The organism is Pseudoteredinibacter isoporae (assembly GCF_011602085.1).
Lineage (GTDB): Bacteria > Pseudomonadota > Gammaproteobacteria > Pseudomonadales > Cellvibrionaceae > Pseudoteredinibacter > Pseudoteredinibacter isoporae.
Window position 1 is genome coordinate 1,271,287 of sequence record NZ_JAAONY010000001.1, and the last position, 24,696, is coordinate 1,295,982.

The 24,696-nt window shown below is 51.3% G+C and carries 20 protein-coding genes; 13 read left to right on the plus strand and 7 right to left on the minus strand.

All coding sequences use genetic code 11. The features are described 5' to 3' along the window. Positions 1-46: 46 nt before the first annotated feature. Together uvrA and G8768_RS05575 are read right to left on the minus strand one after the other, a co-directional pair. On the minus strand, positions 47-2,872 hold the full coding sequence (uvrA, locus tag G8768_RS05570) for an excinuclease ABC subunit UvrA (protein WP_166850104.1): 2,826 nt from the start codon (positions 2,870-2,872) through the stop codon (positions 47-49). 152 nt (positions 2,873-3,024) lie between these two features. Next, positions 3,025-3,681: a LuxR C-terminal-related transcriptional regulator gene (locus G8768_RS05575; RefSeq protein ID WP_166850102.1), complete on the minus strand. Its 657-nt coding sequence runs from the start codon at positions 3,679-3,681 to the stop codon at positions 3,025-3,027. Positions 3,682-4,240: 559 nt separating this feature from the next. Here G8768_RS05575 and G8768_RS05580 point away from each other — a divergent pair. From G8768_RS05580 to G8768_RS05595, 4 genes are all read left to right on the plus strand, one after another. Further along, positions 4,241-5,620, plus strand: a complete 1,380-nt coding sequence (locus G8768_RS05580) for an MFS transporter (protein WP_243749360.1) — start codon at positions 4,241-4,243, stop codon at positions 5,618-5,620. Positions 5,621-5,695: 75 nt separating this feature from the next. Beyond that, positions 5,696-6,274 (plus strand): single-stranded DNA-binding protein, encoded by a 579-nt coding sequence (gene ssb, locus G8768_RS05585; protein WP_166850100.1) that lies wholly within the window; start codon positions 5,696-5,698, stop codon positions 6,272-6,274. Positions 6,275-6,426: 152 nt separating this feature from the next. Further along, complete coding sequence (locus G8768_RS05590; protein ID WP_166850098.1) at positions 6,427-7,281, plus strand: sugar nucleotide-binding protein; 855 nt, start codon at positions 6,427-6,429, stop codon at positions 7,279-7,281. Between the two features lie 143 nt (positions 7,282-7,424). Then, positions 7,425-8,987, plus strand: a complete 1,563-nt coding sequence (locus G8768_RS05595; RefSeq protein WP_166850097.1) for a long-chain-fatty-acid--CoA ligase — start codon at positions 7,425-7,427, stop codon at positions 8,985-8,987. Between the two features lie 151 nt (positions 8,988-9,138). Here G8768_RS05595 and fabB read toward each other — a convergent pair whose 3' ends face one another. Then, positions 9,139-10,356, minus strand: coding sequence for a beta-ketoacyl-ACP synthase I (fabB, locus tag G8768_RS05600; protein ID WP_166850095.1), 1,218 nt, complete (start codon positions 10,354-10,356; stop codon positions 9,139-9,141). Positions 10,357-10,462: 106 nt separating this feature from the next. Beyond that, positions 10,463-10,984 (minus strand): bifunctional 3-hydroxydecanoyl-ACP dehydratase/trans-2-decenoyl-ACP isomerase, encoded by a 522-nt coding sequence (gene fabA, locus G8768_RS05605; RefSeq protein ID WP_208020075.1) that lies wholly within the window; start codon positions 10,982-10,984, stop codon positions 10,463-10,465. Between the two features lie 226 nt (positions 10,985-11,210). Between fabA and G8768_RS05610 the strand changes: the two genes are divergently transcribed. Continuing rightward, positions 11,211-12,563, plus strand: coding sequence for a phosphohexomutase domain-containing protein (locus tag G8768_RS05610; protein WP_166850093.1), 1,353 nt, complete (start codon positions 11,211-11,213; stop codon positions 12,561-12,563). 87 nt (positions 12,564-12,650) lie between these two features. Here G8768_RS05610 and G8768_RS05615 read toward each other — a convergent pair whose 3' ends face one another. Continuing rightward, entirely contained in the window at positions 12,651-13,613 is a 963-nt protein-coding gene (locus G8768_RS05615) for a polyprenyl synthetase family protein (RefSeq protein ID WP_166850091.1), read from the minus strand. A 303-nt stretch (positions 13,614-13,916) separates the two neighbouring features. On the opposite strand from G8768_RS05615, the gene rplU reads away from it, so the two are divergent. The 8 genes from rplU (at position 13,917) to G8768_RS05655 (ending at position 23,422) form a co-directional block, all read left to right on the plus strand. Next, complete coding sequence (gene rplU, locus G8768_RS05620) at positions 13,917-14,228, plus strand: 50S ribosomal protein L21 (protein ID WP_166850089.1); 312 nt, start codon at positions 13,917-13,919, stop codon at positions 14,226-14,228. 92 nt (positions 14,229-14,320) lie between these two features. Then, complete coding sequence (gene rpmA / locus G8768_RS05625) at positions 14,321-14,578, plus strand: 50S ribosomal protein L27 (protein WP_166850086.1); 258 nt, start codon at positions 14,321-14,323, stop codon at positions 14,576-14,578. A gap of 260 nt (positions 14,579-14,838) precedes the next feature. Continuing rightward, positions 14,839-16,041: an Obg family GTPase CgtA gene (gene cgtA / locus G8768_RS05630; protein ID WP_166850083.1), complete on the plus strand. Its 1,203-nt coding sequence runs from the start codon at positions 14,839-14,841 to the stop codon at positions 16,039-16,041. A 55-nt stretch (positions 16,042-16,096) separates the two neighbouring features. Next, complete coding sequence (gene proB / locus G8768_RS05635; RefSeq protein WP_166850081.1) at positions 16,097-17,224, plus strand: glutamate 5-kinase; 1,128 nt, start codon at positions 16,097-16,099, stop codon at positions 17,222-17,224. Positions 17,225-17,245: 21 nt separating this feature from the next. Beyond that, a complete protein-coding gene (locus tag G8768_RS05640; RefSeq protein ID WP_166850079.1) occupies positions 17,246-18,298 on the plus strand; it encodes a pyridoxal phosphate-dependent aminotransferase in 1,053 nt (350 codons plus the stop codon). 294 nt (positions 18,299-18,592) lie between these two features. After that, on the plus strand, positions 18,593-19,783 hold the full coding sequence (locus G8768_RS05645) for an efflux RND transporter periplasmic adaptor subunit (RefSeq protein ID WP_166850076.1): 1,191 nt from the start codon (positions 18,593-18,595) through the stop codon (positions 19,781-19,783). Further along, positions 19,776-22,919, plus strand: coding sequence for an efflux RND transporter permease subunit (locus tag G8768_RS05650; RefSeq protein WP_166850074.1), 3,144 nt, complete (start codon positions 19,776-19,778; stop codon positions 22,917-22,919). Before G8768_RS05645 ends, G8768_RS05650 begins: the two co-directional genes overlap by 8 nt. 137 nt (positions 22,920-23,056) lie before the next feature. After that, complete coding sequence (locus G8768_RS05655; RefSeq protein WP_166850072.1) at positions 23,057-23,422, plus strand: DUF6122 family protein; 366 nt, start codon at positions 23,057-23,059, stop codon at positions 23,420-23,422. 12 nt (positions 23,423-23,434) lie between these two features. Here the strand turns inward: G8768_RS05655 and G8768_RS05660 are convergent, their stop codons facing one another. Beyond that, positions 23,435-24,124 (minus strand): transglutaminase-like cysteine peptidase, encoded by a 690-nt coding sequence (locus G8768_RS05660; RefSeq protein ID WP_166850070.1) that lies wholly within the window; start codon positions 24,122-24,124, stop codon positions 23,435-23,437. A 265-nt stretch (positions 24,125-24,389) separates the two neighbouring features. Then, positions 24,390-24,656, minus strand: coding sequence for a 30S ribosomal protein S20 (gene rpsT, locus G8768_RS05665; protein WP_166850068.1), 267 nt, complete (start codon positions 24,654-24,656; stop codon positions 24,390-24,392). Between the last annotated feature and the right edge of the window lie 40 nt (positions 24,657-24,696).

A 24,696-nucleotide genomic window follows, 5' to 3' on the forward strand; every position in this document is an offset into this window, starting at 1 on the left:
CAGGAAGAGAGGGCTGGAGCCAGGACGATTCCCGGCTCCATTGCAATCACTTTTTCAGCATGGGTTTCAGATAGCGCCCAGTGTGAGAAGCTTTTATTTTACTGACATCTTCCGGGGTTCCTGTGGCAATAATTTGGCCACCCCCACTGCCACCTTCCGGGCCAAGATCTACAATCCAGTCAGCGGTTTTAATCACATCAAGATTGTGCTCAATCACCACGACGGTATTGCCGTGATCACGCAGGCGATGCAAAACGGCCAATAACTGTTGGATGTCGTGGAAGTGCAGACCGGTCGTTGGCTCATCAAGAATATAGAGGGTCTTGCCGGTATCGCGTTTCGACAGCTCACGAGAGAGCTTGACGCGCTGGGCTTCACCACCGGACAGTGTAGTGGCTGCTTGTCCGAGGCATATATAGGTCAGACCAACATCCATTAAGGTTTGCAGTTTTTTGGCAACGGCAGGAATGGCATCAAAAAATTCCCGCGCATCTTCAACGGTCATCTCCAGAACTTCGTGGATATTTTTGCCTTTATATTTTACTTCCAGCGTTTCGCGGTTGTAGCGCTTGCCTTTGCAGCTGTCGCAGGGTACATAAACGTCCGGCAGGAAGTGCATTTCTACTTTGACGACGCCATCGCCCTGACAGGCTTCGCAGCGTCCGCCTTTCACATTAAAACTGAACCGGCCGGGCTTATAGCCCCTTGAGCGGGCTTCCTGCGTGCCCGCGAACAGTTCGCGAATGGGCGTGAAGATGCCGGTGTATGTTGCGGGATTAGAGCGCGGTGTGCGGCCGATCGGGCTCTGATCAATGTCGACGCATTTATCAAATAAATCCAGGCCTTCTACGCGATCATGTGAGGCGGCTTTTAATGTGGTTGCGCCATTGAGTTCTGTGGCGGCCAATGGGTACAGTGTGGCATTGATCAGAGTGGATTTGCCCGAACCGGAAACGCCGGTAACACAGGTCATTAGACCGAAGGGAATCTCTAAATCCACATCGCGCAGATTATTGCTGTTGGCACCGAATAGTTTCAGCCATTTTTCATCTTGTGTCGGCGTGCGTTCCTCAGGTATGGCAATACACTTTTTGCCGGACAGATATTGCCCGGTCAAAGAGCTTTTGCTACGCATGATTTTTTTTACGTCGCCCTGGGCGATGATTTCACCACCATGAACACCTGCACCGGGACCGATATCAATCACGTGGTCGGCTTGGCGTATCGCATCTTCATCATGTTCAACAACAATTACCGTATTACCGATATCCCGCAAATGTGTCAGGGTTGCAAGCAGGCGATCATTGTCGCGCTGGTGCAGCCCGATAGAAGGCTCGTCCAGGATATACATAACCCCGACCAAACCGGCGCCAATCTGGCTGGCCAGGCGAATACGCTGGGCCTCACCTCCGGACAGGGTTTCGGCACTGCGGTTTAAACTCAGATAATTCAGGCCAACATCCACCAAAAATCGGAAGCGATCCTGCAGTTCTTTCAAAATCTTTTCGGCAATCTCGGCCTTGGCCCCTTTAAATTTCAGTTTGTTGAAATAATCAAAGGCTTCGCCAACGGGCAGTGTGGTCAGCTCAGGTAGCGTTTTATTGTCGACAAATACATGGCGTGCATCCCGACGCAGGCGGGTACCGTCACACTCGGGGCAGTGTTGAGTGGATAAATATTTTGCCAGTTCTTCACGTACCGAATTGGATTCCGTATCGCGGTAACGTCGCTCCATATTGGGCAGGACACCCTCAAAGCTGTGTCTGCGTTGGTGCAGATCACCACGATCGTTGACATAGCTGAAGTCGATTTCAGTTCGGCCGGAGCCGTTGAGGATCACCTGGCGATCCTTTTTGCGCAGTTTGTTCCATGGTGTGTCGACGTCAAAACCGTAGTGTTCGGCAAGAGAGTTAAGCATGTGGAAGTAATACACATTGCGCTTGTCCCAGCCGCGAATGGCGCCAGAGGACAGTGAGGCCTCTTCAAATTGAACAACTTTTTCCTCGTCAAAATACTGCTTCACCCCCAGACCGTCACAGCTGGGACAGGCGCCCGCCGGGTTGTTAAATGAGAACAGGCGAGGCTCCAGTTCAGTCAGGGAGTAATCACATACCGGGCAGGCGTGCTTGGCGGAGAACATGCGGTCTTCTTTCTCGCCATCCATATAATTCAGCAGCAACAGGCCCTCGCTGAGATTGAGGGCGGTCTCAATGGATTCGGCAATACGCAGTTGCAGATCATCGCGCACCTTAAAACGGTCGACCACTACCTCGATGGTGTGTTTCTTTTTCTTGTCCAGTTTTGGGGCATCGTCCAGATCGACTACCAGACCGTCGATACGGGCTCTCACATAGCCCTCGCGGCGCAATTGCTCAAAGGTGTGCAAGTGTTCACCTTTGCGGTCGCGCACGATGGGTGCCAGCAGCATGAGCTTGGTGCCTTCTTTGTGACCGAGAACCTGATCTACCATTTCGCTGATGGTCTGTGCGGCCAGAGGTTCGCCGTGGATTGGGCAGCGTGGCTCACCTACACGGGCAAACAAGAGGCGCAGATAATCGTAAATCTCGGTAATGGTTCCCACGGTTGAGCGGGGGTTGTGGGATGTCGACTTTTGTTCGATGGAAATTGCCGGGCTCAGGCCTTCAACGTGATCGACATCGGGCTTTTCCATCATGGACAGGAACTGCCGGGCATAGGTGGACAGGGACTCCACGTAGCGGCGTTGGCCCTCAGCATAGAGAGTGTCGAAGGCCAGTGAAGATTTACCGGAGCCAGAGAGTCCGGTAATCACAATCAGTTTATCCCGAGGGATATCCAGGTCGATATTTTTCAAGTTGTGGGTGCGAGCACCCCTGACGTGTATGGTGTCCAATGCCTGTACCAATCTAAGTCTGAGAAAACAGCCGATTAGTATAATGCGAAAATGCTGGATAAATAAACAGGTATTTTGAAATGTATAAGAAAGAGTGGTTTGCTGTGGAGGGGGCTCCGTCCTCCCTCTGTCGCAAATACCAGAGTGGGCGCTTAGGCCTCGGGAATGTGTACTCGGGCCCAGTTACAGGCTTCCAGGCGGTTCTTTACACCGATTTTTTTGTAGACGTTGTATAGGTGACTTTTAACGGTGTGCTCACTGACAAACAGCATGTTGGCGATGTTGGCGTTGGTGGCACCTTCGCGAATCAGGGTAAGGATTTGACGTTCACGTTTGGTCAGCTTCTCGGCAATCGGATTGAAGACCGGCGGGCGACGGCTCTGCAGGAAATGGTGCAGTAGTCGGCGTGGCAGCCAGTATTCACCGCTCAATAGCTGGTTCAAGCCCTGAAGTAACAGCTCCTGGCTGCTGGTGGTGTGGAACAATCCGTGTACACAAGGCCAGGCCAGAAGGTCTTCATGCTCGCTGTGTGGGGTAACATTGAACAGGGCGATAATCGGTGCGTCGTCGCAGTCCTGGCAATCGTGCAGCCATTTGGCCAGGTCTTCACGGCGGTGGTGTTGGCAATCAACCAGCGCAAATGTTGTTTTCAGTTGGGAGAATGTTGACAGCTCAACAATTGGGCATTCGATGTTGAGTTCGTGGCTGATCAAGTGGGCCAATAGAGATGTTTGCAAACTGCTTTGGTGGGAAACCAAAGCCACCGAGGGCTGGCTGGTTTCAACTGGGGTGTTAGCCTTTGGCTGCATAATGCATTCCTGTGCGATATATACTAAGTCATTGGTTACATGTAGTTACGGTTCGCTTTTATAGATTATGTTTGCCCCTCAATTCCCAGCTAGGGGTTCTAGGGCTTATTTTGTGACCGTGCAGAGTCAGTTAGGTCTTTAGAATTGGAAATGAAAGGGTATATAAGAACGCTATCTAATACCTCATCTACTACTTCCTAGAGTGGAATACTCTGATCTAAGTCACATTACTGAGAGCTAGCCTGTCAAGAATAAGTGGCCCTAATGATAGCTGCAATAAAAAGAACCCATGCTTTTTCAAAATTCAGTAATAAGTATGGTTCCGCTTTTGGGAATTCGCCAGGAGCATAGTTTGCTTGTTCGGCTTTTTAACAAGGAAACTTATAAATTTGCCCTATAAGCCTTAAAATCAGGTACTTTTAATGCCCTGTTCAGGTGGCTTATGATCTCACTGGCTTGCGCGGCTTGGGACTCATTGGCCAGTTAAGCTGCTTTGTCGGCAATATATTTCGCTGGCACCAGCTGTTAAAATCGCCCATTTGCTCCGGAATTCCAAATTATGGCTGCCGCGCCAGAAATGTCAGCGTTTGAACGCCGATCTGTACTTTTTCTTACGCTCTTATACATATTTCGAATGCTTGGCCTGTTTATGGTGTTGCCCTTGCTGGCGCTTTACGCTGAGCAGTATGAAGGGGCGACTCCTCTGTTGATGGGCTTGGCCCTGGGTGTATATGGCTTGAGCCAGGCCTTGTTGCAGATTCCCTTTGGTATGTGCTCGGATCGTTGGGGAAGAAAGCCACTCATCGCGTTTGGTTTGCTGTTGTTTGCCTTGGGGAGTTTGTTGGCCGCGTACAGCGAAACCATTTGGGGTTTGATTGCCGGACGAGCCCTTCAAGGGGCGGGTGCCATTGCGGGCGTCATTATGGCGTTGGTGGGGGATGTGACGGCTGAGCGCAATCGCAGCAAGGCTATGGCCTCTATCGGTGCGGCGATTGGTGTCGCTTTTGCAATCTCTTTGGTGCTTGGCCCTGTGCTTGCCTCGTGGGGCGGGCTTCCTGTGTTGTTTATGGTCACAGCGGCGCTGGCTGTGGTTGGTTTGTTGATTCTGCAGCTGGGTTTGCCCGATCCTCCGCGCATGAAAAAAGCCGCGCCCGCCGCCTTTTCCGAGGTGTTAGGACATGGCGCTCTGCTGCGTTTAACTGCAGCCGTGTTTACTCTGCATTTCGCTTTGATGGCGCTGTTTGTTGCGGTTCCGGGAATGCTCATGCTGCAGTTGGGTCTGCAAGTGACGGCGCATTGGCAAGTCTACTTGCCTGTTATGTTATTGGCCTTCGCCTTTATGGTGCCCGCTATTATCTGGGCGGAGCGAGCCAAGCGTCATCATGCAGTGTTGCGTTTGTCTGCGGCCTTGCTGTTTATGGCGGGGCTTTTGCTGTTGCTGGTTGGTGCTGATCTGTGGGCGGGTGCATTCGCGCTATTGGCGGGTTTACTGCTTTTCTTTATCGGTTTTAATGTGCTCGAAGCCAGTCTGCCGTCGATGCTCACGCGTTTGCTATCGATGGAGCAGCGTGGCGCAGCCTCGGGTGTTTATTCAACCGGGCAGTTTGTTGGAACCTTTCTCGGAGGTTTGGCAGGGGGAGCGCTGCTGTCGCTTTACGGCAGCTCGGGGGTGTTTGCATTGCTGGTGGTTCTGGCGGTCATCATTGCCGGAGTGCTTTGGCAATTGCCTGCTTTACCGGAGTTCAATACGCTGTTTGTGGATGTGCATGCTGATCGACGCCATACGGCGCCTGGTCAGTTGTCCGGACTGCCGGGGGTATTGGAGGTGGCAGTCAGTGAGGCGGGTGTGGCAAGTATCCGAGTCGATGAAAAAGACTTCCGGGAAGAGTTGCTCGCTGCCCTGCAATTGGATGCGCCTATGGGGCAGCAAATCGGGTAGAAAATAAGATAGAATAGTCCTTTGGCCGTGTAGAACTCAGTTGATAGGCCAGTGACGTAAATTTAGGAGAAAAACATGGCCAGAGGCGTTAACAAAGTCATTATTGTCGGTAACTGTGGGCAAGATCCAGAAACCAAGTATCTGCCTTCGGGAAGCGCGGTCACCAATATCAGCCTGGCCACCACGGATGCATGGACCGATAAGCAAAGCGGACAGAAGCAGGAGCGTACTGAATGGCACCGAGTTGTGTTCTTCAATCGCCTGGCTGAAATTGCCGGAGAGTATCTGCGTAAAGGCTCCCAGGTTTATATTGAAGGTCGATTGCAGACCCGCAAGTGGCAGGACCAGTCTGGCCAGGATCGCTACACCACCGAGATTGTGGCGAATGAAATGCAAATGCTGGGCGGACGTCAGGGCGGTATGGACCAAGGCGGTTATGCGCCACAGGGTGGCGGCATGCCTCAGCAGCAGCCACAGCAAGCCTATCAGCAGCAAGGTGGAGGCGGCTTCCAGCAACAGGCTCCGCAAGCACCTCAACAGCAGCAGCCGATGTCTCCTCCGCCTGCTCAGCAGCAACAGCCAGCCGCGGCGCCTCAAGCTGCACCTCAGCCGCAAGGTTTTGACAACAGCTTTGACGACGACATTCCATTCTAAGGAAAGCCGTCCCGTTGAATTCAGAAAGGCTCGCTTTGGCGGGCCTTTTCTTTTCCCGTTTACACTCGCTGCCGAGCCCGGATAGTGTTCCGGGGCTTGGCTTGTTATGATCCAAACAGAAGTAAAAAGCTTTATTTAGGTAGTCTGATTTCGTGGCCCAAAAAATTATTCTCAGTTGTGACCAGTCCATTTTTGCCCAGCATCTTATTGAAGCGCTGGAGCAGGAGCCCTTTTCACTGAAATGCCTCCCCGCCGAATTGCTGTCGGCTGAGGATGCGGAGAAAGGCACGGCGAGTTTTTTGGCCGAGGAAGAAGCGGATTTGCTCATCAATACTCTGGCCTATTCTGTTGGGGAAGATCCTGAGCGTCGAGCATTGTTGGTGAGCGCCAGTGAAGTGCTGGCCGGGGCGTCAAAGTCATTGGATATTCCCATTGTGCAGTTGTCGACTCACGAAGTGTTCGGCGGCGAAAATCTTACCGTGTACCGCGAAGACGACCACCCCTCGCCGTTAACGGCATTGGGGCAGGCATTGTGGGATGCCGAGCGCAAGGTTCAGTTGCAGTGTGAACGTTATATTATTTACCGCCTCAGTTGGCTGATTTGCCAACAAGGTGACAGTGTTTTTAGTCGCCTGTTGGATTTGTTGATCAGCAAGGAAAAGATTGCTGTCAGTGCCGAGCGTCGCGCTTCGCCGACTTTTATCGATGATGCCTGCCGTGTCTTGATTGCCATGATCAAGCAAATCTTTTCTGGCGCGGACAATTGGGGCATCTACCATTACGCCAGCTCTGATCCTTGTGATGAAAAGGAATTTGCGGAATATTTAGACGACATTGTTCGCTCCCTGGGGCATGAGACCGGTCAGTTGCTGGATGATGAGAAAGAGCTTCAGTATCCCAGTGCGGTTTTAGGGTGTCTGGCAACCCGCGATGACTTCGGTGTGCAGCAGCGTTCCTGGCGTCTGCGTCTCGAGTCCCGTGTTAAGGCCTATCTCGATAATCGCTAACTTGCTCGCAATAAGCCTCACTTGATAGCTGCCGTCTACCTATTTGGCCAATTGTGCCCTTGCTAAGGGCGCTTGCCGCTTATTATCCTTACCCTTGAATTAAACCTCGCTAAGAATAAGTAACAATAAATTCAAGGTACATTATGCTCACGTTCTCCAACACTCTACAGCGTGTGGTTCAGCAGCGCGCGGAAAAAATGGCCACCATCGATGGTGATCGTCGTCACACTTGGAAAGAGTTTCAGCAACGGGTTAGCCAGTTTGCGGGTGCGCTGCAAAAGCTGGGCGTTCAACAGGGCTCTCGGGTGGCGATTCTATCCTTAAACAGTGATCGCTATCTTGAGGCCATGTTTGCAATTCCCTGGGCGGGCGGGGTATATGTTCCGATCAATACTCGACTGGCCGCACCTGAGGTCGAGTATTGGATGAGCAATAGCGAAAGTGAAGTGCTCTTGCTGGATCGTCAGTTTTTGCCCATGCTCGATCATTTAAAATCCAGCTTGCCCAAACTCAAACATGTTGTGTTTATGGATAATGGTGAGGCCCCTGAGGGAATGCCGCACTATGAACATTTGTTGGCAGATGCGGCAGGGATTGATGCATTTCCGGTGCAGCCCGATGATCTCGTGGCCTTGTACTACACAGGCGGCACGACCGGGCGTTCCAAAGGCGTGATGCTCAGTCATCACAATATGTTGTTCAATGCCATGCAGGGAATGGTGCTGCAGTCGTATGGCAGTGAAGAAATTTATTTGCATGCCGCTCCGATGTTCCATGCGGCAGATGCTTACAATGCTATTTGTTTTTGTTTGTTGGGCGGTACCCATGTGTTCACACCCGGTTTCGACCCCAAGCGTGTTCTGGAGTTGATTGGAGAAGAAAGTGTTACTCGTATTCTTCTCGTGCCCACCATGGTCGGCATGGTGATGAGTTATCCTGATCTGGATAGCTACGACATCTCTTCTTTGAAATCCATTTTCTATGGTGCGTCGCCAATGCCCGAAGCGGTATTGAAAGCGGCGATGAATAAATACCCGGACATCGAATTTATGCAGGCTTATGGTCAAACCGAAGCCGCACCGGTGTTAACGGTGTTGATGCCGGATGATCACGTTTTGGAAGGACCGCGTTCGCGTTTATTAAAATCAGCTGGTAAAGCAGCACCGGGAGTAACGCTCGCGATTCTGGATGACAATGATCAGGAGCTGCCACGCGGTGAAATCGGTCAGGTCTGTGCCAAAGGCGATAATGTGATGATCGGTTATCTCGGCATGGAAGAGACCACGCAAGACACGCTGAAAAACGGTTGGTTGCACACCGGTGATGGTGCTTACATGGATGATGAAGGATATATTTTTATCGTCGATCGCGTGAAAGATATGATCATCAGTGGCGGTGAAAACGTTTACTCTGTTGAAGTTGAGCACGCGCTCTATCGTCACCCCGCGGTTGAATCCTGCGCGGTTATTGGTATCCCAAGTGAGCAGTGGGGTGAGCAGGTGCATGCGGTTATTCAAACCAAAGCCGATACGCAAACCAGCGAGGATGAGATTATCGCGCACTGCAAGGAATTGATTGCCAGCTTTAAGTGTCCGCGCAGTGTCAGTTTGCAAGTTGAGCCGCTGCCATTAAGTGGTGCAGGCAAAATTTTAAAAACCGAATTGCGTAAGCCTTATTGGGATGGCAAAGCGAAGGCTGTGAATTAACACCGCCTCGGTAACCAGAAATCAGCATTTGTGTGATTTCTGGTTTTTGTTTTTAAAGGATTGAAACTATTTACAATATTTCTGTGGGTGTAGCAGGCACAAAAAAGGCCCCGAAGGGCCTTTAACGTGAATACTTGGTCTGCACCCAATATTACGCTTCGTATTTTTCCATCACCAGGCAGGCGTTAGTGCCGCCAAAGCCAAAGCTGTTGGACAGCGCTCTCTTGATCTCGACGTTCTCGCGAGCTTCAGTCACAACCGGCATGCCATCGGCAGCTTCGTCCAGCGTTTCCACGTTTGCAGAGGCCGCGATGAAATTTTCATTCATCATGATCAAGGAGTAGATGGCTTCCTGAACACCAGCGGCACCCAGAGAGTGGCCAGACAGGGACTTAGTTGAAGCCAGCGGTGGAATGTTGTCGCCAAACACTTCGCGAATGGCTTTCAGTTCCGCAACGTCGCCAACCGGTGTGCTGGTGCCGTGAGTGTTGATGTAATCAATGTCGCCATCAACGGTGGACATGGCCAGTTGCATGCAGCGTACCGCGCCTTCACCAGAAGGGGCTACCATATCGTGACCGTCGGAAGTTGCGCCGTAGCCAACCACTTCCGCGTAAATTTTTGCACCGCGCGCTTTCGCATGTTCAAGTTCTTCCAGTACCAAACAGCCACCGCCGCCAGCGATTACAAAGCCGTCACGATTCGCGTCGTAAGTGCGTGATGCTTGTTCCGGATTGTCATTGTATTTGGTCGACAAGGCACCCATCGCATCAAACAGTGCGGTCAGGGTCCAGTGCTCTTCTTCACCGCCGCCAGCAAAAACAATGTCCTGTTTACCCAGCTGAATTTGTTCCATTGCTACGCCAATGCAGTGGGCACTGGTTGAGCAGGCGGAAGAAATGGAATAGTTCACGCCTTTGATTTTAAAGGGCGTTGCCAAGCAAGCGGAAGTGGTGCTGCCCATGGTCTGGGTGACGCGGTAAGGGCCTACGCGCTTTAAGCCACGCTCACGCAAAATGTCGGCAGCTTCCACGAGGTTTTCGGAGGAGGCGCCACCAGAACCCATGATTAAACCGGTGCGAATGTTGGAAACCTGCTCTTCGGACAAGCCGGCGTCTTCAATAGCCTGCTGCATTGAGATGTAAGAGTAGCCTGCGGCATTACCCATAAAACGCAAGGTCTTGCGATCAATGTGTTCTTTCAGGTCGATATCAACCTGGCCGGCAATGTGGCTGCGAAAGCCCATTTCTTCATAGACGGGTTGACGGCTGATACCAGAGCGCCCGTTGCGCAAGGATTCGCTTACCGCTGCAGTATTGTTCCCAAGACAAGAGACAATACCCATACCGGTGACTACCACACGTTTCATTGTTGTTTCCTCATCGGGCCATTCGCCATTGTGGCCGCTTATTATTGCACAAATAAAACGGGGGTGCCTTAGTTGGCACCCCCGTACAATATTGACTTTAGTCGTGTTAGAAAGAGTCGGTATTCTGGAAAAGACCTACTTTCAGATCTTTCGCAAAGTAGATCTCTTTGCCGTCAACGGATACCTTGCCATCTGCCAGACCCATCACCAGTTTACGTTCAATCACGCGCTTAAGATCGATCTCGTAGGTTACTTTTTTGGCGGTTGGTAAAATCTGACCTGTAAACTTAACTTCGCCGGAGCCCAGAGCGCGGCCCTTGCCGGTGTTGCCTTTCCATGCCAGGAAGAAGCCAACCAGTTGCCACATGGCATCCAGGCCCAGGCAGCCTGGCATTACCGGGTCACCCGGGAAGTGGCAATCGAAAAACCAGAGTTCAGGAGTAATATCGAGTTCGGCAACAATTTTGCCTTTGCCGTATTCGCCGCCATCAAGATTAATATCGGTAATGCGGTCCAGCATTAGCATATTGGGCACAGGCAGTTGGGCATTGCCGGGGCCAAACAGGTTTCCGTGGCCGCACTCAAGCAGCTCATCGCGGTTGTAAGCGTTTTTAGGCTGGAATTCCATAATGTACTCTGGTTGATTAATCTTTGTGCAGTCTCATGAGGCTGCCGTCTAACCCGAATGGGATTTCCGGCCGGGCTAGGGAGCGCACATTCTACCGTCTAGCCAAGCGATGTCTAGGGCTCAAGGGGACAGCCTATGTCACACTTAAGACGCTTTGCTGTGGTATATTGGCCGCTTTCGCTTTATGCAAGTCATTACTAACTCAGAAAGTTAGAGAGGTTTTAGCTTGAGCACACTAACGTGTTTTAAGGCCTACGATATTCGTGGTCGTGTTCCAGACCAGTTGAATGAGGCTATCGCCTACCGAATCGGATGTGCGTTTGTTGAATTTCTTGGAGCAAAATCCGTGGTGGTTGGCCACGATGTTCGTTTGAGCAGTGAATCACTGACCAATGCCCTGATTGAGGGCATCACCGATATGGGTGCCAATGTGATTCATATTGGTCGTTGTGGTACTGAAGAGGTCTACTTCGCGGCGTTTGACCAACCTGTGGACGGTGGCATTTGTGTCACAGCAAGCCATAATCCAATGGATTACAACGGCATGAAGTTTGTCCGTGAAGGGGCAAAGCCCATTAGCGGTGATACCGGTCTTAAACAAATTCAGGCACTGGCCGAAGCGGATAATTTCAGCAAGGCTGAGAAAAAGGGTGAGGTCAACCATTTGGATTCCCGGCCGCGTTATGTTCAGCACTTGCTGTCTTATGTGAATGTTGAAGAGTTGTCGCCTTTGAAAATTGTTGTCAACGCGGGCAATGGTGGTGCCGGCGAAGTGATTGATGCCCTCGAATCTCATCTGCCCTTTGAATTTATCAAAGTGCATCATGAGGCTGACGGCAACTTCCCCAACGGTATTCCTAATCCATTATTAGTTGAAAACCGAGCGCCCACTGCCGAGGCGGTGATTACCCATGGCGCCGATTTGGGTGTCGCTTGGGATGGTGATTTTGATCGCTGTTTTTTCTTCGATGCCAAAGGTCAGTTTATTGAAGGCTATTACGTGGTTGGTTTGTTGGCCGACGCTTTCCTGGCGAAAAATGCTGGCGCTAAAGTGGTCCACGACCCGCGTTTGATTTGGAATACCCAAGCCATTTGCGAGACGGCTGGCGGTCATGCTGTTCAGAGTAAAACCGGTCATGCCTTTATTAAAGAGCGCATGCGCCTGGAAGATGCGGTCTATGGTGGCGAAATGAGTGCGCACCATTACTTTAAGGATTTCGCCTACTGTGACAGCGGTATGATTCCCTGGTTGCTGGTCACTGAGTTGATGAGTCGCAAGCAGGAAAGTCTGGAGTCGATGGTGGTTGAGCGCACGAAAGCTTTCCCTTGCAGCGGTGAAATCAACAGTACAGTTGGTGATACTGATGCGCTGCTGAAAAGCATTGCCGATCGATATTCCGCAGATGCACTTGCACGTGATGAAACGGATGGCCTGTCTTTCGATATGGGAGACTGGCGATTTAATCTGCGTCGTTCCAACACGGAACCGGTGGTGCGCTTAAATGTGGAAAGCAAAGCGGATATTCCACTGATGGAGCAAAAGCGTGATGAGTTATTGGCCTTGATCAAAACCTTCTAGGCTTTTATCGCTGACGAATAAGAATGTCACCGACATAAAAAAACCGGCAATCAAGCCGGTTTTTTTATGTTCTGATTTTATGTTTGCTTAGTGATTGCGACCCACGGCGAAATCGGCCAGCTGCTCCATCGCGGTTTTAAAGTTTGAGTCAGGCAGAGCTGACAGGGTGGCCTTGGCTTTTTCTGCGTGTTCAACGGCGGCAGCTTTTGTGTCTTCCAAAGCACCAGTTTGGCGAACAATATCAACCACAGCATTGAGTTGGTCGACAGCCCCTTCGCGAATGGCATTGGCAATCAGCTGGCGATCGCTGGCCTCACCTTTGGCCATGGCACGAATCAGGGGTAGGGTGGGTTTGCCTTCGGCAAGATCGTCACCAACATTTTTACCCAGAGCGTCGGCATCGCCTTCATAGTCCAGAGCATCATCGATCAGTTGAAAGGCCAAACCTAAATGATAGCCGTATTGGCGCAGGCTCTGACGGGTTTCATCCGGTGCCTGGCAAAGCACAGCGGCGGTTTCACAGGCGGCTTCGAACAGGGCGCCGGTTTTTTTGTGGATCACCGTGTAGTAATTGGCCTCGTCGACGTCGGGATCTTTGGCGTTGACCAGTTGCTGAACCTCACCTTCAGAGATAGTGTTGGTGGTGTCGGACATGATCGCCATGATGTCCATGCTGCCAATGGCGACCAGCATCTGGAATGCTCGGGAATACAGGAAGTCGCCAACCAGCACGCTGGGAGCATTGCCCCATTGGGCATTGGCTGTGGGACGTCCTCGGCGCAGTTCGCTGACATCAACGACATCGTCGTGGAGCAGGGTGGCGGTGTGGATAAACTCAATAATGGCGGCCAGATCGATATGCTGCTTTTGCTGGTAGCCCAGGGCATTGGCACAGAGCAACACCAACAGTGGGCGCAGTCGTTTACCGCCCGCATCCACAATATAGTGCCCAATATTCTCAACCAGTCCCACGTCAGAGTGGAGTTGTTCAATGATTAACTGGTTAACGGCGGTAAAGTCGTCTTTGACCGCTTGGTGGAAGGGCAGCATAGCGTGGGCCTTAAGGGTTGATACGTCAAAGGCGCGATCCTAGCAGCCAGCCACAGCAAGCTCAATAGTGGAGGTGGCGTAAGCCCCTGCCCTGTCTGCTTTTTAAGCGGTTTCGAGGCCAATAGGCTTGTTGTGCCTACCCAAATACAGTAGAATGCCCGCCCTTTATACGACGCAAGCCCTGTGGTTCACCGGAGTTGACCGGCGCTCTTAAAAGCAAAAGTTGTTAAATATTAATGGCTTAGCTGCTTCGTGTCGTCCAAGTGCGGCCGGTGATCCCGGAAGCAAACAATGGAGCATACAATGTACGCTGTAATTAAAAGCGGTGGTAAACAGCACCGTGTAGTGGAAGGCGAAACCCTGAAGCTGGAAAAAATTGAAGTAGCCACTGGCGAAACGATCGACTTCGACGAAGTTCTGATGGTTGCCAATGGTGACGACATCAAGATTGGTGAGCCTCTGGTAGCAGGCGCCAAGGTAACTGCAGAAGTAGTTAGCCACGGCCGCGGCGAAAAGGTAACGATCATCAAGTTCCGTCGTCGTAAGCATCACATGAAGCGCCAAGGTCACCGTCAGTGGTACACCGAGGTGAAAATCACCGGTATTAAAGGCTAAGCTAATACCATTCGATCAATTCGCTTTACTTTAGGCCTCGTGAGCAACCGGGCATATAAATCTAAAGTAAGGCCTAACAGAGGAAGATTATCATGGCTCACAAAAAAGCTGGTGGTAGTACTCGTAACGGTCGCGATTCGGAAAGTAAACGCCTTGGTGTTAAGCGTTTCGGTGGCCAACAAGTTTTAGCTGGTAACATTCTGGTTCGTCAGCGTGGTACCAAGTTCCACGCTGGTGAGAACGTAGGTATGGGTAAAGACCACACCTTGTTCGCCAAAGCTAGCGGCGAAGTTAAGTTTGAAGTTAAAGGTCCTAAGAACCGCAAATACATCAGCATTATTGCTGCTTAATTGCGTGACCTGTCGCTAAGCGACACTTCAGCTTTCGCGAAAGCTTAAAAAGCCTCATTCATTTATGGATGGGGCTTTTTTATGTATTAGCGACTGTTTATGCCCAATCTCCGGATTTGATATAAACGTTGCTTTGCGACAACTGACGTGAAATTACCTTATTTAGCGTTTTGCAGGAAAGGCCGAGGCTTTTTCTAAATATCCCTTCTCGGGTTACACTGTTTTTATACCAATCGAAGCCTTCTGGGCGTGGAGTGATTGTGAAGTTTGTTGATGAAGCGCCAATCTTTGTTGCAGCCGGTAACGGCGGTAATGGCTGCTTGAGTTTCTGGCGGGAAAAGTTTGTTGCCAAAGGTGGCCCTGATGGGGGTGACGGTGGCGACGGCGGCAGTGTGTATCTGGAAGCGGATGATAACCTCAATACCCTGGTGGACTATCGTTACCAGCCAAAATACCGTGCGGAACACGGTCAATCGGGTCGTGGTGGTAACTGTACCGGCGCCAAGGGTGCTGATTTGGTTTTGAAGGTGCCCGTGGGCACAACCGCCATTGATATCGATACCGAAGAAGTACTGGGTGATCTGCGCAAGGCGGGCGATCGTCTGCTGGTTGCCAAAGGCGGCTGGCACGGGCTGGGCAACACCCGTTTTAAATCCAGTGTAAACCGTGCGCCAAGGCAGACATCCCCTGGCAAGCCCGGCGAGCAGCGTAATCTGAAGCTCGAATTGAAGGTGTTGGCTGATGTGGGTTTGCTGGGTTTGCCGAATGCCGGTAAATCTACCCTGATCCGTGCGGTATCGTCCGCAAAGCCGAAAGTGGCCAATTACCCCTTTACGACTCTGGTGCCCAATCTGGGGGTGGTCAAGGTGCATGAGCACCGCAGTTTTGTGGTAGCCGATATTCCGGGTCTCATCGAAGGGGCGAGTGAGGGTGCGGGTCTGGGGATCCGGTTCCTGAAGCATTTAACCCGTTGTCGAGTGCTGCTGCACCTGGTGGATATGTGCCCCTACGATGGCACCACGCCGGCCGAAAATGCTCTGGCAATTGTGAATGAGCTGGAGCAGTTTAGTCCAACCCTGGCTGAGCGTGAGCGCTGGTTGGTCTTAAACAAATTGGACATGCTGCCAGAAGACGAAGCCGAGGCGGCCTGTCAGGAAGTGATCGACAAGCTCAACTGGGAAGGCCCGGTATTTAAAGTGGCGGCGATCAATAAAACCGGTACTCATGAAATGTGCAATGAGATTCTGGAGTATCTGGAATCCACATGGGATGAGGAAAAAGCCAATCCTGAGCTGGTTGAGCGTGAGATCGATATTCAACAGCAAATGCAGGATGAAGCGCGCGAGCGTATTGAAAGCCTGCGCGAGCGACATCGTGCCGAACGCAAGGCCGCGAAAGAAGAACAAAGTGACGACGATTGGGATGATGATGACTATGATGTGGACGTGGAATATGTCCCTTAACTAGCGCCTTCTTCCTGCGACGCACACCATAGCAAATTCAAACATAGCAAAAACAATGAGTCGCAAGAGTTTAAGTACAAGCCGCCGCTGGGTGGTAAAAATTGGCAGTGCCCTGTTAACCAATGATGGCCAGGGGCTGGACGAGCAGGCCATTGATGCCTGGGTGGCTGAGTTGGCTGCCCTGCGTCAGGCGGGGCTTGAAATCATATTGGTGTCATCCGGCGCCGTAGCTGCGGGCATGACCCAGTTGGGTTGGAATAAGCGTCCGACGTCTCTCCATGAGTTACAGGCCGCTGCAGCCGTTGGTCAGGCTGGTCTCGTGCAAACCTATCAACAAAAATTTCAACGTTTTCAATTGCAAACTGCCCAGGTGCTGCTGGATCACGACGACTTTTCCAGTCGTCAGCGTTACCTCAATGCGCGCTCCACCCTGAATACCCTGCTTGAGCTGGGTGTGGTTCCCATTGTGAATGAAAACGATACCGTAGTGACCGATGAGATTCGCTTTGGTGACAACGATACCTTGGCGGCCTTGGTGGCGAATCTGTTGGATGCCGAGCAATTGGTCATTCTGACCGACCAGCAAGGCATGTTTGATTCCGACCCGCGCAACAACCCCAATGCCAAGCTGATCAGCGAGGCCAGTGCTCGCGATGGCAGCCTTGAAGAAAAAGCCGGGGGTGGTGGCAAGTTGGGGCGTGGCGGTATGCGGACCAAGGTGCGTGCCGCAAGAGTTGCAGCACGTTCCGGAGCGCATACCGTGATAGCGGGCGGACGTATCGAACATGTGTTGAGTCGCCTGCGTCGGGGGGAAGAGGTTGGCACCCTGCTGCTGGCCGATCGTCAGCCGGAGGCCGCCAGAAAGCAGTGGCTCGCTGGGCACTTACAGGCCAAGGGCAAGCTGATGCTTGATGCCGGGGCCAGTCGTGTTTTGCGCGGTGAAGGCAAAAGCTTGTTGCCGGTTGGTGTCACCCAGGTTGTGGGTGAATTTACCCGTGGAGAATTGGTTTTGTGTTGTGATGAGCAGGGCACTGAGATTGCCCGTGGGTTGGTGAATTACAACAGTGATGAGGCTCGCCGCATCATTGGTTTGTCGAGTGAAAAAATCACTTCGGCCCTCGGCTATGGCGGTGATGATGAATTGATTCATCGCGATAATCTGGTGTTGAGTGAGTCCCTGTAGCCCGGCGGTTTGGAGAAAGAGATGGGTATTTTTAAAGATCACATTGAAGCCATGGCTGCCTACACGCCGCCTCTGGAAGGTCGAAATCCCGATGATTTCACCCTGCTCGATTTCAATGAACGTACCATTCCAGTAAGCCAGGCCATCAAGCAGGCACTGGTTGATTATGTGCAGGGCAATCGCCTGCAGCAGTACCCGCATTATGGTGATATCTGCGACCGCCTGGCGCAGTACTGTGGTGTGCAAGCTGATCAGGTGATGGTGACGAACGGTTCGGATCAGGGGATTGATTTGATCATTCGAGCCTGTTGTCGCGAAGGGGATGAAATTATTATTCCTGCTCCCAGTTTTGCGATGTATGAACAGGTGGCCAAAGTTGAAAACCTGAAAATCATCAAGCCTATTTATGAGCGCGAAAGCGGCTATCCGCTGGCGGAAGTTAAAGCAGCGATCACGGCCCGAACCAAGATGATTGTGGTGTCTAATCCCAACAACCCCTGTGGTACCTTATTGAATCCGGATGGCATTGTTAATCTGGCGAGCTCTGCCCCGGATGTCGCTATTTTGGTTGATGAGTGCTACTACGAGTACAGCCAGTGCACCGTGGCACACGCTCTGGATCGTTGTCCGAATATTGTCATTACCCGCACTTTTTCCAAAACCTGGGGCATCCCTTCTTTGAGATTCGGTTATGTGTTGGCAGCGAAGGAAAACATTCAGGCTCTACTGAATGTACGTGGCCCCTACGACATCAATCAACTTGCAGTCGTTGCAGCCGTGGCGGCTCTGGATAATCCAGAATATACCGAGCAATATGTTGCTGAAGTGATGGGGCAGGCCAAGCCGAAGCTGGAGGGCTTTCTCACTGAGCGCGGTATCGAGTTCTGGCCATCGGCGGCGAATTATCTGTGGGTGTTTCCCGATCGTCCCGAGGCGGTTAACAAGTGCCTCCAGCAGGCCACCATTCTGGTTCGCCCAAAGGCGGATGCTGATGGGCGCGTGGGCTTGAGAATGACGGTTGGTACTTGTGAGCAAACCGAGCAACTGATTTCTATTTTGGAACAGTGTCTATAAGCGTTTGCTAAACTCGACGTTGAGTTTTTTGGGAAGAGCCTTTCAGGCTCTTCTATCCCCAGATAGAGTCTTGCCTTACACCTCGCCTGGCTGGTTTCTAGTGCTAGCCCCTGTCGCTCAGGATCTTCTATACTTTCTTGAACCTTCTGGAGTTTTAACGGGAATTTCACTCGTTTTAACGTGAGCTGCAACCTTTTATTTCCCAGTCTCGTCTAATGCTACAACCGGGCTCCTATGAAGGGCGCCATTACAAAAATTTAGCCGGTCATGCTAATGATAAAGGAAGGCACAATAATGAAACGCCTGTTTAAGTTCCTCGCTCCTGTTGCTGTTCTCGCTGGTGGAGTTGCCGTCTGGGCCGTGTTGGATGCAACCAAGCCTGAACCTGAAAAGAAAGAAGAGGTGAGTCAAGCGCCATCGCTTTTTGTCGAGCCTGTTCAACGCCAGGAAGTTACCCTGAAAATTCGCACCCAAGCTGAAGTGAAGGCCAATACCGAGGTTAATGTGATTAGCCAGGTGAGTGGCATGGTTGAGTGGGTTTCCCCTGAATATATTGAGGGTGGTCAGTTCAAGGCTGGCGAAACCATTCTGCGCATCGATGATGCGGACTACAAATTGTCATTGAAGCGTGCCGAAGCTCGCGTTGCAGAGGCAAAAACACGCGTTGAGCAAGTTGAGGCCGATGCTGAAGTTGCCCGTCGACAGCTGCGTGGCGTGAAGAACCCTTCAGCCCTGGCATTGAAAAAGCCCCAGCTTGCTGAGGCAAAAGCCAACCTGAAAGCTGCCGAAGCGGATCTTGCGCAAGCACAGCTGAATTTGAAGCGTACAAAAATTTCTCTGCCATTTGATGGCCGTTTGAAATCCATCTCTGCCAATATTGGCCAGTACATTGCGCAAGGCAGCAATGTTGGCCGTGCCTTTGCGACGGATAAAGTTAAGCTGCGCCTTCCCCTGACTGATCGCCAGTTGGCTTCCCTGAATTTGCCTATCGGCTTTGTGGCCTCAGAAGAGCGCACACCACTGGTAAAGCTGAAAACCAATTTTGCTGGACAGCAGCGTGAATGGGACGCCGAGTTAACGCGTGTCGATGCCGCTTTTGATCAAAGCACTCGTTTGGTGTACGCCGTGGCCGAAGTTAAAAACCCTTATGAGCTGAGCACGCCGTTGGCTGTAGGTATGTACGTAAGCGCAGAAGTGTACGGTGACACTATTAGTCAGGCTTTGGTGGTTCCCCGTGCTGCACTGCGAGCCAATGATCGCATCTTTGTGGTTAACGACGAAAAGCGTTTGGATGTTCGTGAAGTGAATGTGATCGACAAGTCGCCGGAGCGTGTTCTTATCGAAGGCGCCGTGCAGGAAGGGGAAATGGTTATTGTATCGCCACTGCGCAATCCAACTCAGGGCATGGCGATTAATATTCTGGAGCGTAATGAGCAAAGCAAAGTGCAAACCGCTACCGTAGCGGAGGACAGCGCGAATGGATAAGTTAATTGCCTGGTTTGCCAAGAACCCGGTAGCTGCCAACCTCTTGATGGTTGGTTTGTTGGCCGCCGGTTTTCTGGGTTACGCCAATGTTGAGCGGGAAGTATTTCCGATTTTTGAAGCCAATCGTGTTGAGGTCAATGTCCCCTGGCCGGGCGCAGCTCCCCAGGAGGTTGAGGAGCAGGTGGTCATTCGTATCGAAGAGGCTTTGAAGGATCTCGATAATATTGATCGTGTGAACTCGTTTGCCGCAGAAGGCTTTGGTCAAGTTCGAGTGGATGCACTGGGCCAGGTGGATATGGCGGAGTTTGTAAATGATGTAAAACTCCGCGTCGACAGTATTAATTCCATGCCACGCGATATTGAGCCGCCACAGGTTAGGCAGGCAATTTATCGTGATGAGATGATGCGTCTGGCGGTTCATGGAAATGTTGGTGAAAAGCGCCTGACGGATATGGCCGAAGAAATTCGCGATGAAGTTGCCGCGTTGCCCAATATCTCGATTGTGGAACTGTTTGGTGCCCGCTCCGAAGAAGTGTCTATCGAATTGTCTGAAGATGCTATGCGCCGCTACGGTTTGAACTTTGATGAGGTGGCGCGAGTGATTCGTGCAAACTCCATCAATCTGTCATCAGGTAGCGTACGTACCAGTACGGGTGATGTGCAGCTGCGTGCCCGTAATCTGGCCAACAATCAGCAGGACTTTGATGAAATTATTCTTCGCCAGAGTGAAGACGGTGGTTTGGTTCGCCTGGGTGATGTTGCCAAGGTCATCGACGGTTACGAAGAAAATGAAATCCTGGCGACTTTAAATGGTGAACCGGCGGTTCTGGTTCAGGTGATGACCATGGATTCCATGGACATCGTGGCCGCCAGTGAATCCATGCATAAGTGGCTGGAAGAACGTCAGAAAAATATGCCAGAAGGCATCAGCCTGACCTTGTGGTGGGATTCCGCGGACGTTTATAAAAACCGTATGGATACTATTACCTGGGCAGCTTTCTCCGGTTTGATTCTGGTCTTTATGGTCTTGATTCTGACACTGCGTCCACAGGTTGCCTTGTGGGTGACCGTGGGAATTGGTGTGGCCTTTATTGGCACCATGGGCTTTCTGCCGGTTTATGATGTCTCGCTCAATGTATTGTCGACCTTCGCCTTTTTACTGGTGCTTGGTATTGTCGTTGATGATGCGATTGTGGTGGGTGAGAGTATTCACCACCACGGCAGTGATCATGGTGGCGGAATGGAGTCGGCCATTGAGGGCACCAGAGCGGTTGCCAAGCCGGTTATTTTTGCCGTGTTGACGACCATCGTAGCCTTTATGCCCTGGATGTTCCTGAGCGGTGACGATGTACAAATCACTCGCATGTTATCCATCGTGATTACGGCGGCGTTGGTGATCTCTCTGGTAGAAGCTTTCCTGATTTTGCCTGCACATTTACGCAAGTTGCATCCTCGTAAAAACCTGCACGGTTTGGCGCGTACCCAGCAAAAAATTGCTCACACTCTGGTGACCTTTGCCAATACGACGTACCGCGGTTGGATCGAAACAGCAATCAAGTATCGCGGCTTGACGATTGCGACCTTTGTTTCTCTGTTTATTATCAGTGTTGGTGTATTCGCGACCGGTTGGGTTAAGTTTTCCTTTAACCCGGAAATTGAAAGTGATCAGGTTATTATTAACGTCGAGATGCCTTCCGGTTCTCCCTACAGCCGCGCGCTTGAAGTACTTGATCAACTGCAGAAAGCCGAAAAGCAGTTGGAAGCGGAAGTGAACAGCAATGCGGAAGGCGGCAAGGGCGAGCTGATCGAAAATTGGTATACCCGTTCACGCCGTGACAGTGTGATTGCGATCGTAAAACTGGCGCCGCCGGAAGTTCGTCAGCTGTCTGCCAAAGACACGGCCAAACGTTTAAGCGAGCTGGTGGGTGAAATCCCGGATGCTGAAAGTGTGTCGGTTGAGTATACCTTTAACAATGGTGGTCAACGTATTAACTACTCGTTGCAGCATAAAGATCTGGATACATTGCGTGAAGCGGTTGCCGAGCTTGAAATGCAGCTGCAGTCCTATGATGCGATCTTCTTTGTGCGCAACAATATGCAGGGCAGTGCGGATGAATTGCGCCTGAGTTTGTTGCCCGGGGCCGAGAAGCTGGGTGTGGATCTGGCTTCGGTTTCCCGCCAGGTTCGCCAGGCTTACTATGGTGAAGAGGTTCAGCGCTTGCCGCGTGCAAATGGTGACGTTCGCGTGATGCTGCGATACCCCCGCTCAGCCCGTCACAGCCTGGACAGTTTAGATGACTTCCGCATTCGTACCGCCGATGGTCGTGAGTTGCCTCTATTCTCTGTAGCTGAGGTGGAATATGCGCCGGGTATCAAACGTATTAATCGTCGCGATGGTCGCCGCAGTGCTTACATCGATGCTGAGCTGAGTGGCGATGTTCGCAAAGATATCATGGATGACATGGAAGAAAACTTCCTGAAAGATTGGAAGGCTCGTTACCCGGGTTTGCTGGTAAACAAAGCGGGCCAGGCGGAAGGTGAAGCCCAGTTTATGAAGGAGATTTCCTCCTTGTATACCATGGCGTTGTTTGCCATGTATGCCTTGCTGGCAATTGCTTTTAAGTCCTACTTCAAGCCAATCATTATCATGACCGCGATCCCGTTTGGTTTTATGGGGGCAGTTTACGGCCACTTGATTTTCGATACCTCGATGGCTCTGTTCTCTTACTTCGGTATTGGTGCAGCCGCAGGTGTTGTGGTGAACGACAACCTGGTCTTGATGGATTACATTGGCAAGCTGCGAGCGAGGGGCATGTCTGTGCGGGATGCGGTGATTGCCGGCGGTGTAAATCGTTTCCGTCCCATTTTGCTGACATCCATCACGACTTTTATCGGCTTGATGCCAATGTTGGCTGAACGCTCCACCCAGGCCCAGTTCCTGCACCCCGCGGTAATTGCCTTGGCCTTTGGTGTCCTATTTGCTCTGTTTGTTTCGCTGTTGTTAGTGCCCGCGCTTTACTCGTTGGGTGCCAGCATTAAAGCCGGTGTGCTGTCGTGGTTTGGTATCCACTACAGTATTCACGGCGAGCAGGATAAAGATATTGAAAAGAGCGACGAAGCTCTGTCAAAAGCCTGATCAACTGAAACCCCGGCGTTAGCCGGGTACGACGATGCCCCACTGGAGTGCTCTCTTGTGGGGCTTTTTTTATTTTATGCGTGAAAAATTACGCTTGGACTCAAACCTTTGTGCTCGTATGATGTGGCCGTTCTTAAATGGTCGATTTTGGCATTGGCTTGTTGTCAGGTGCTTTTGAGGAGCCCGTTATTTTTCACATCGCTTTGCATTTCATTGTACCCTTGGCGGTCGCCGTGTGTTTTTTTCCAAAACATTGGCGTAAGGCCTATTTGATTATGATGTTGACCATGTTGGTGGATATCGATCATTTGTTGGCGACCCCGATTTATGATCCCAATCGTTGCAGCATTGGTTTCCATCCGCTGCATCGTTTGCCTTTGATTGTGGGGTATCTTGCCCTCTGCCTGTTCAGCAAAACCCGTTGGGTGGGTTTGGGTCTGGTGATTCATATGGCCCTGGACAGCATCGACTGCCAGGTGAATACCGGGCAGTGGACAAACTGAACGGTTTCTCATTCACAGGCTGGCAAATTGTTGGGAAAGTAACTCGGGGTTGCGCAGAATGGGGTCGTCTTTCAGCAGGCGCTCCCAGCTTGGGATCAAGCTCAGGCTGCGTTTATCCCGGCTGAGTTTGGGAATCCACAGACCATCGCGATTAAAGCTGTAGATGGCTTGCAGATCAGTTCTCTCGGCCATGGACTTTAAACTGTCGCTTAAGCTGTCCAGCAACACTTCCTGGCCGTTATCAAGGCGCACCGAGACCACCATGTGGCTGCTCTTAATTGCACGGGAAAAGACGTAGTGCAGTTGCAGCTGCTCTTCTTTAAACCCTAGCGCAAGCAGAGTGGAGAATTTGGCGATGCTCAGGTCTTCGCAATCCCCTTGTTGCTTGCGAATAGTGTCAAAGCTGCTGGACCAGTGATCATCGGACTGCCAGCGCTGACGATCGCTACGCCAGGAAAAACGATTAAAGTATTGATTGATGGTGCTGAGTTGCTGAAGGCTGTCAGTGCGTGGATTACGCAGTGTCTCGACCATATTGGCCCAGTCGTTGAGAGCGCTGATGCCCTGGTTTTCCAGGTTTTGTGCTCTCAGAATCGATGTGCTCAGATTCTGGGGTTGAGCATTGCCCAGTTGGCAATTGAGTAAGAACAGGCAGCTGATAACAATGTGTAAATGGGTCGTTCGCGAAAAAAACTGTCTCATTTCGGTCTCGTCAATGTAGTCGGGGCGTCAAATTTCGTGAACTATGTCACGCAAGCGCAGCATGGTCGCTACCGATTGCGGAAAATGAGCCTAGCTGACTACGGATATAATTATTATTTTCATCCTTCTTATTGAGCGATAGAGACAAGTGGTCGTTGGGTTTCCCACTAGAGAGTGAGATTGATAAGCGGCCGCTTTTTCCTTTCTCCAGACGCAAAAAAACCGACATAAGCCGGTTTTTTCACTGTCTTAGCAAGGGCTGCGATTAGGCGGCCATCGCTTTAACTTGCGCGTTCAGACGGCTCTTATGACGAGCGGCTTTATTCTTGTGGATAATGCCTTTGTCTGCAATGCGGTCAATCACAGGTACTGCAGCAGCGTAGGCCGCTTTAGCAGCTTCAGTATCGCCAGATTCAATCGCGGCAATAACTTTCTTGATGTAAGTACGCACCATGGAGCGAAGGCTGGCGTTGTGCTGGCGGGCCTTTTCGTTCTGGCGGGCACGTTTTTTAGCTTGAGGTGAATTAGCCACCGTAATGCTCCTATAACGTTTTGGTCTAAATTAAGGACGC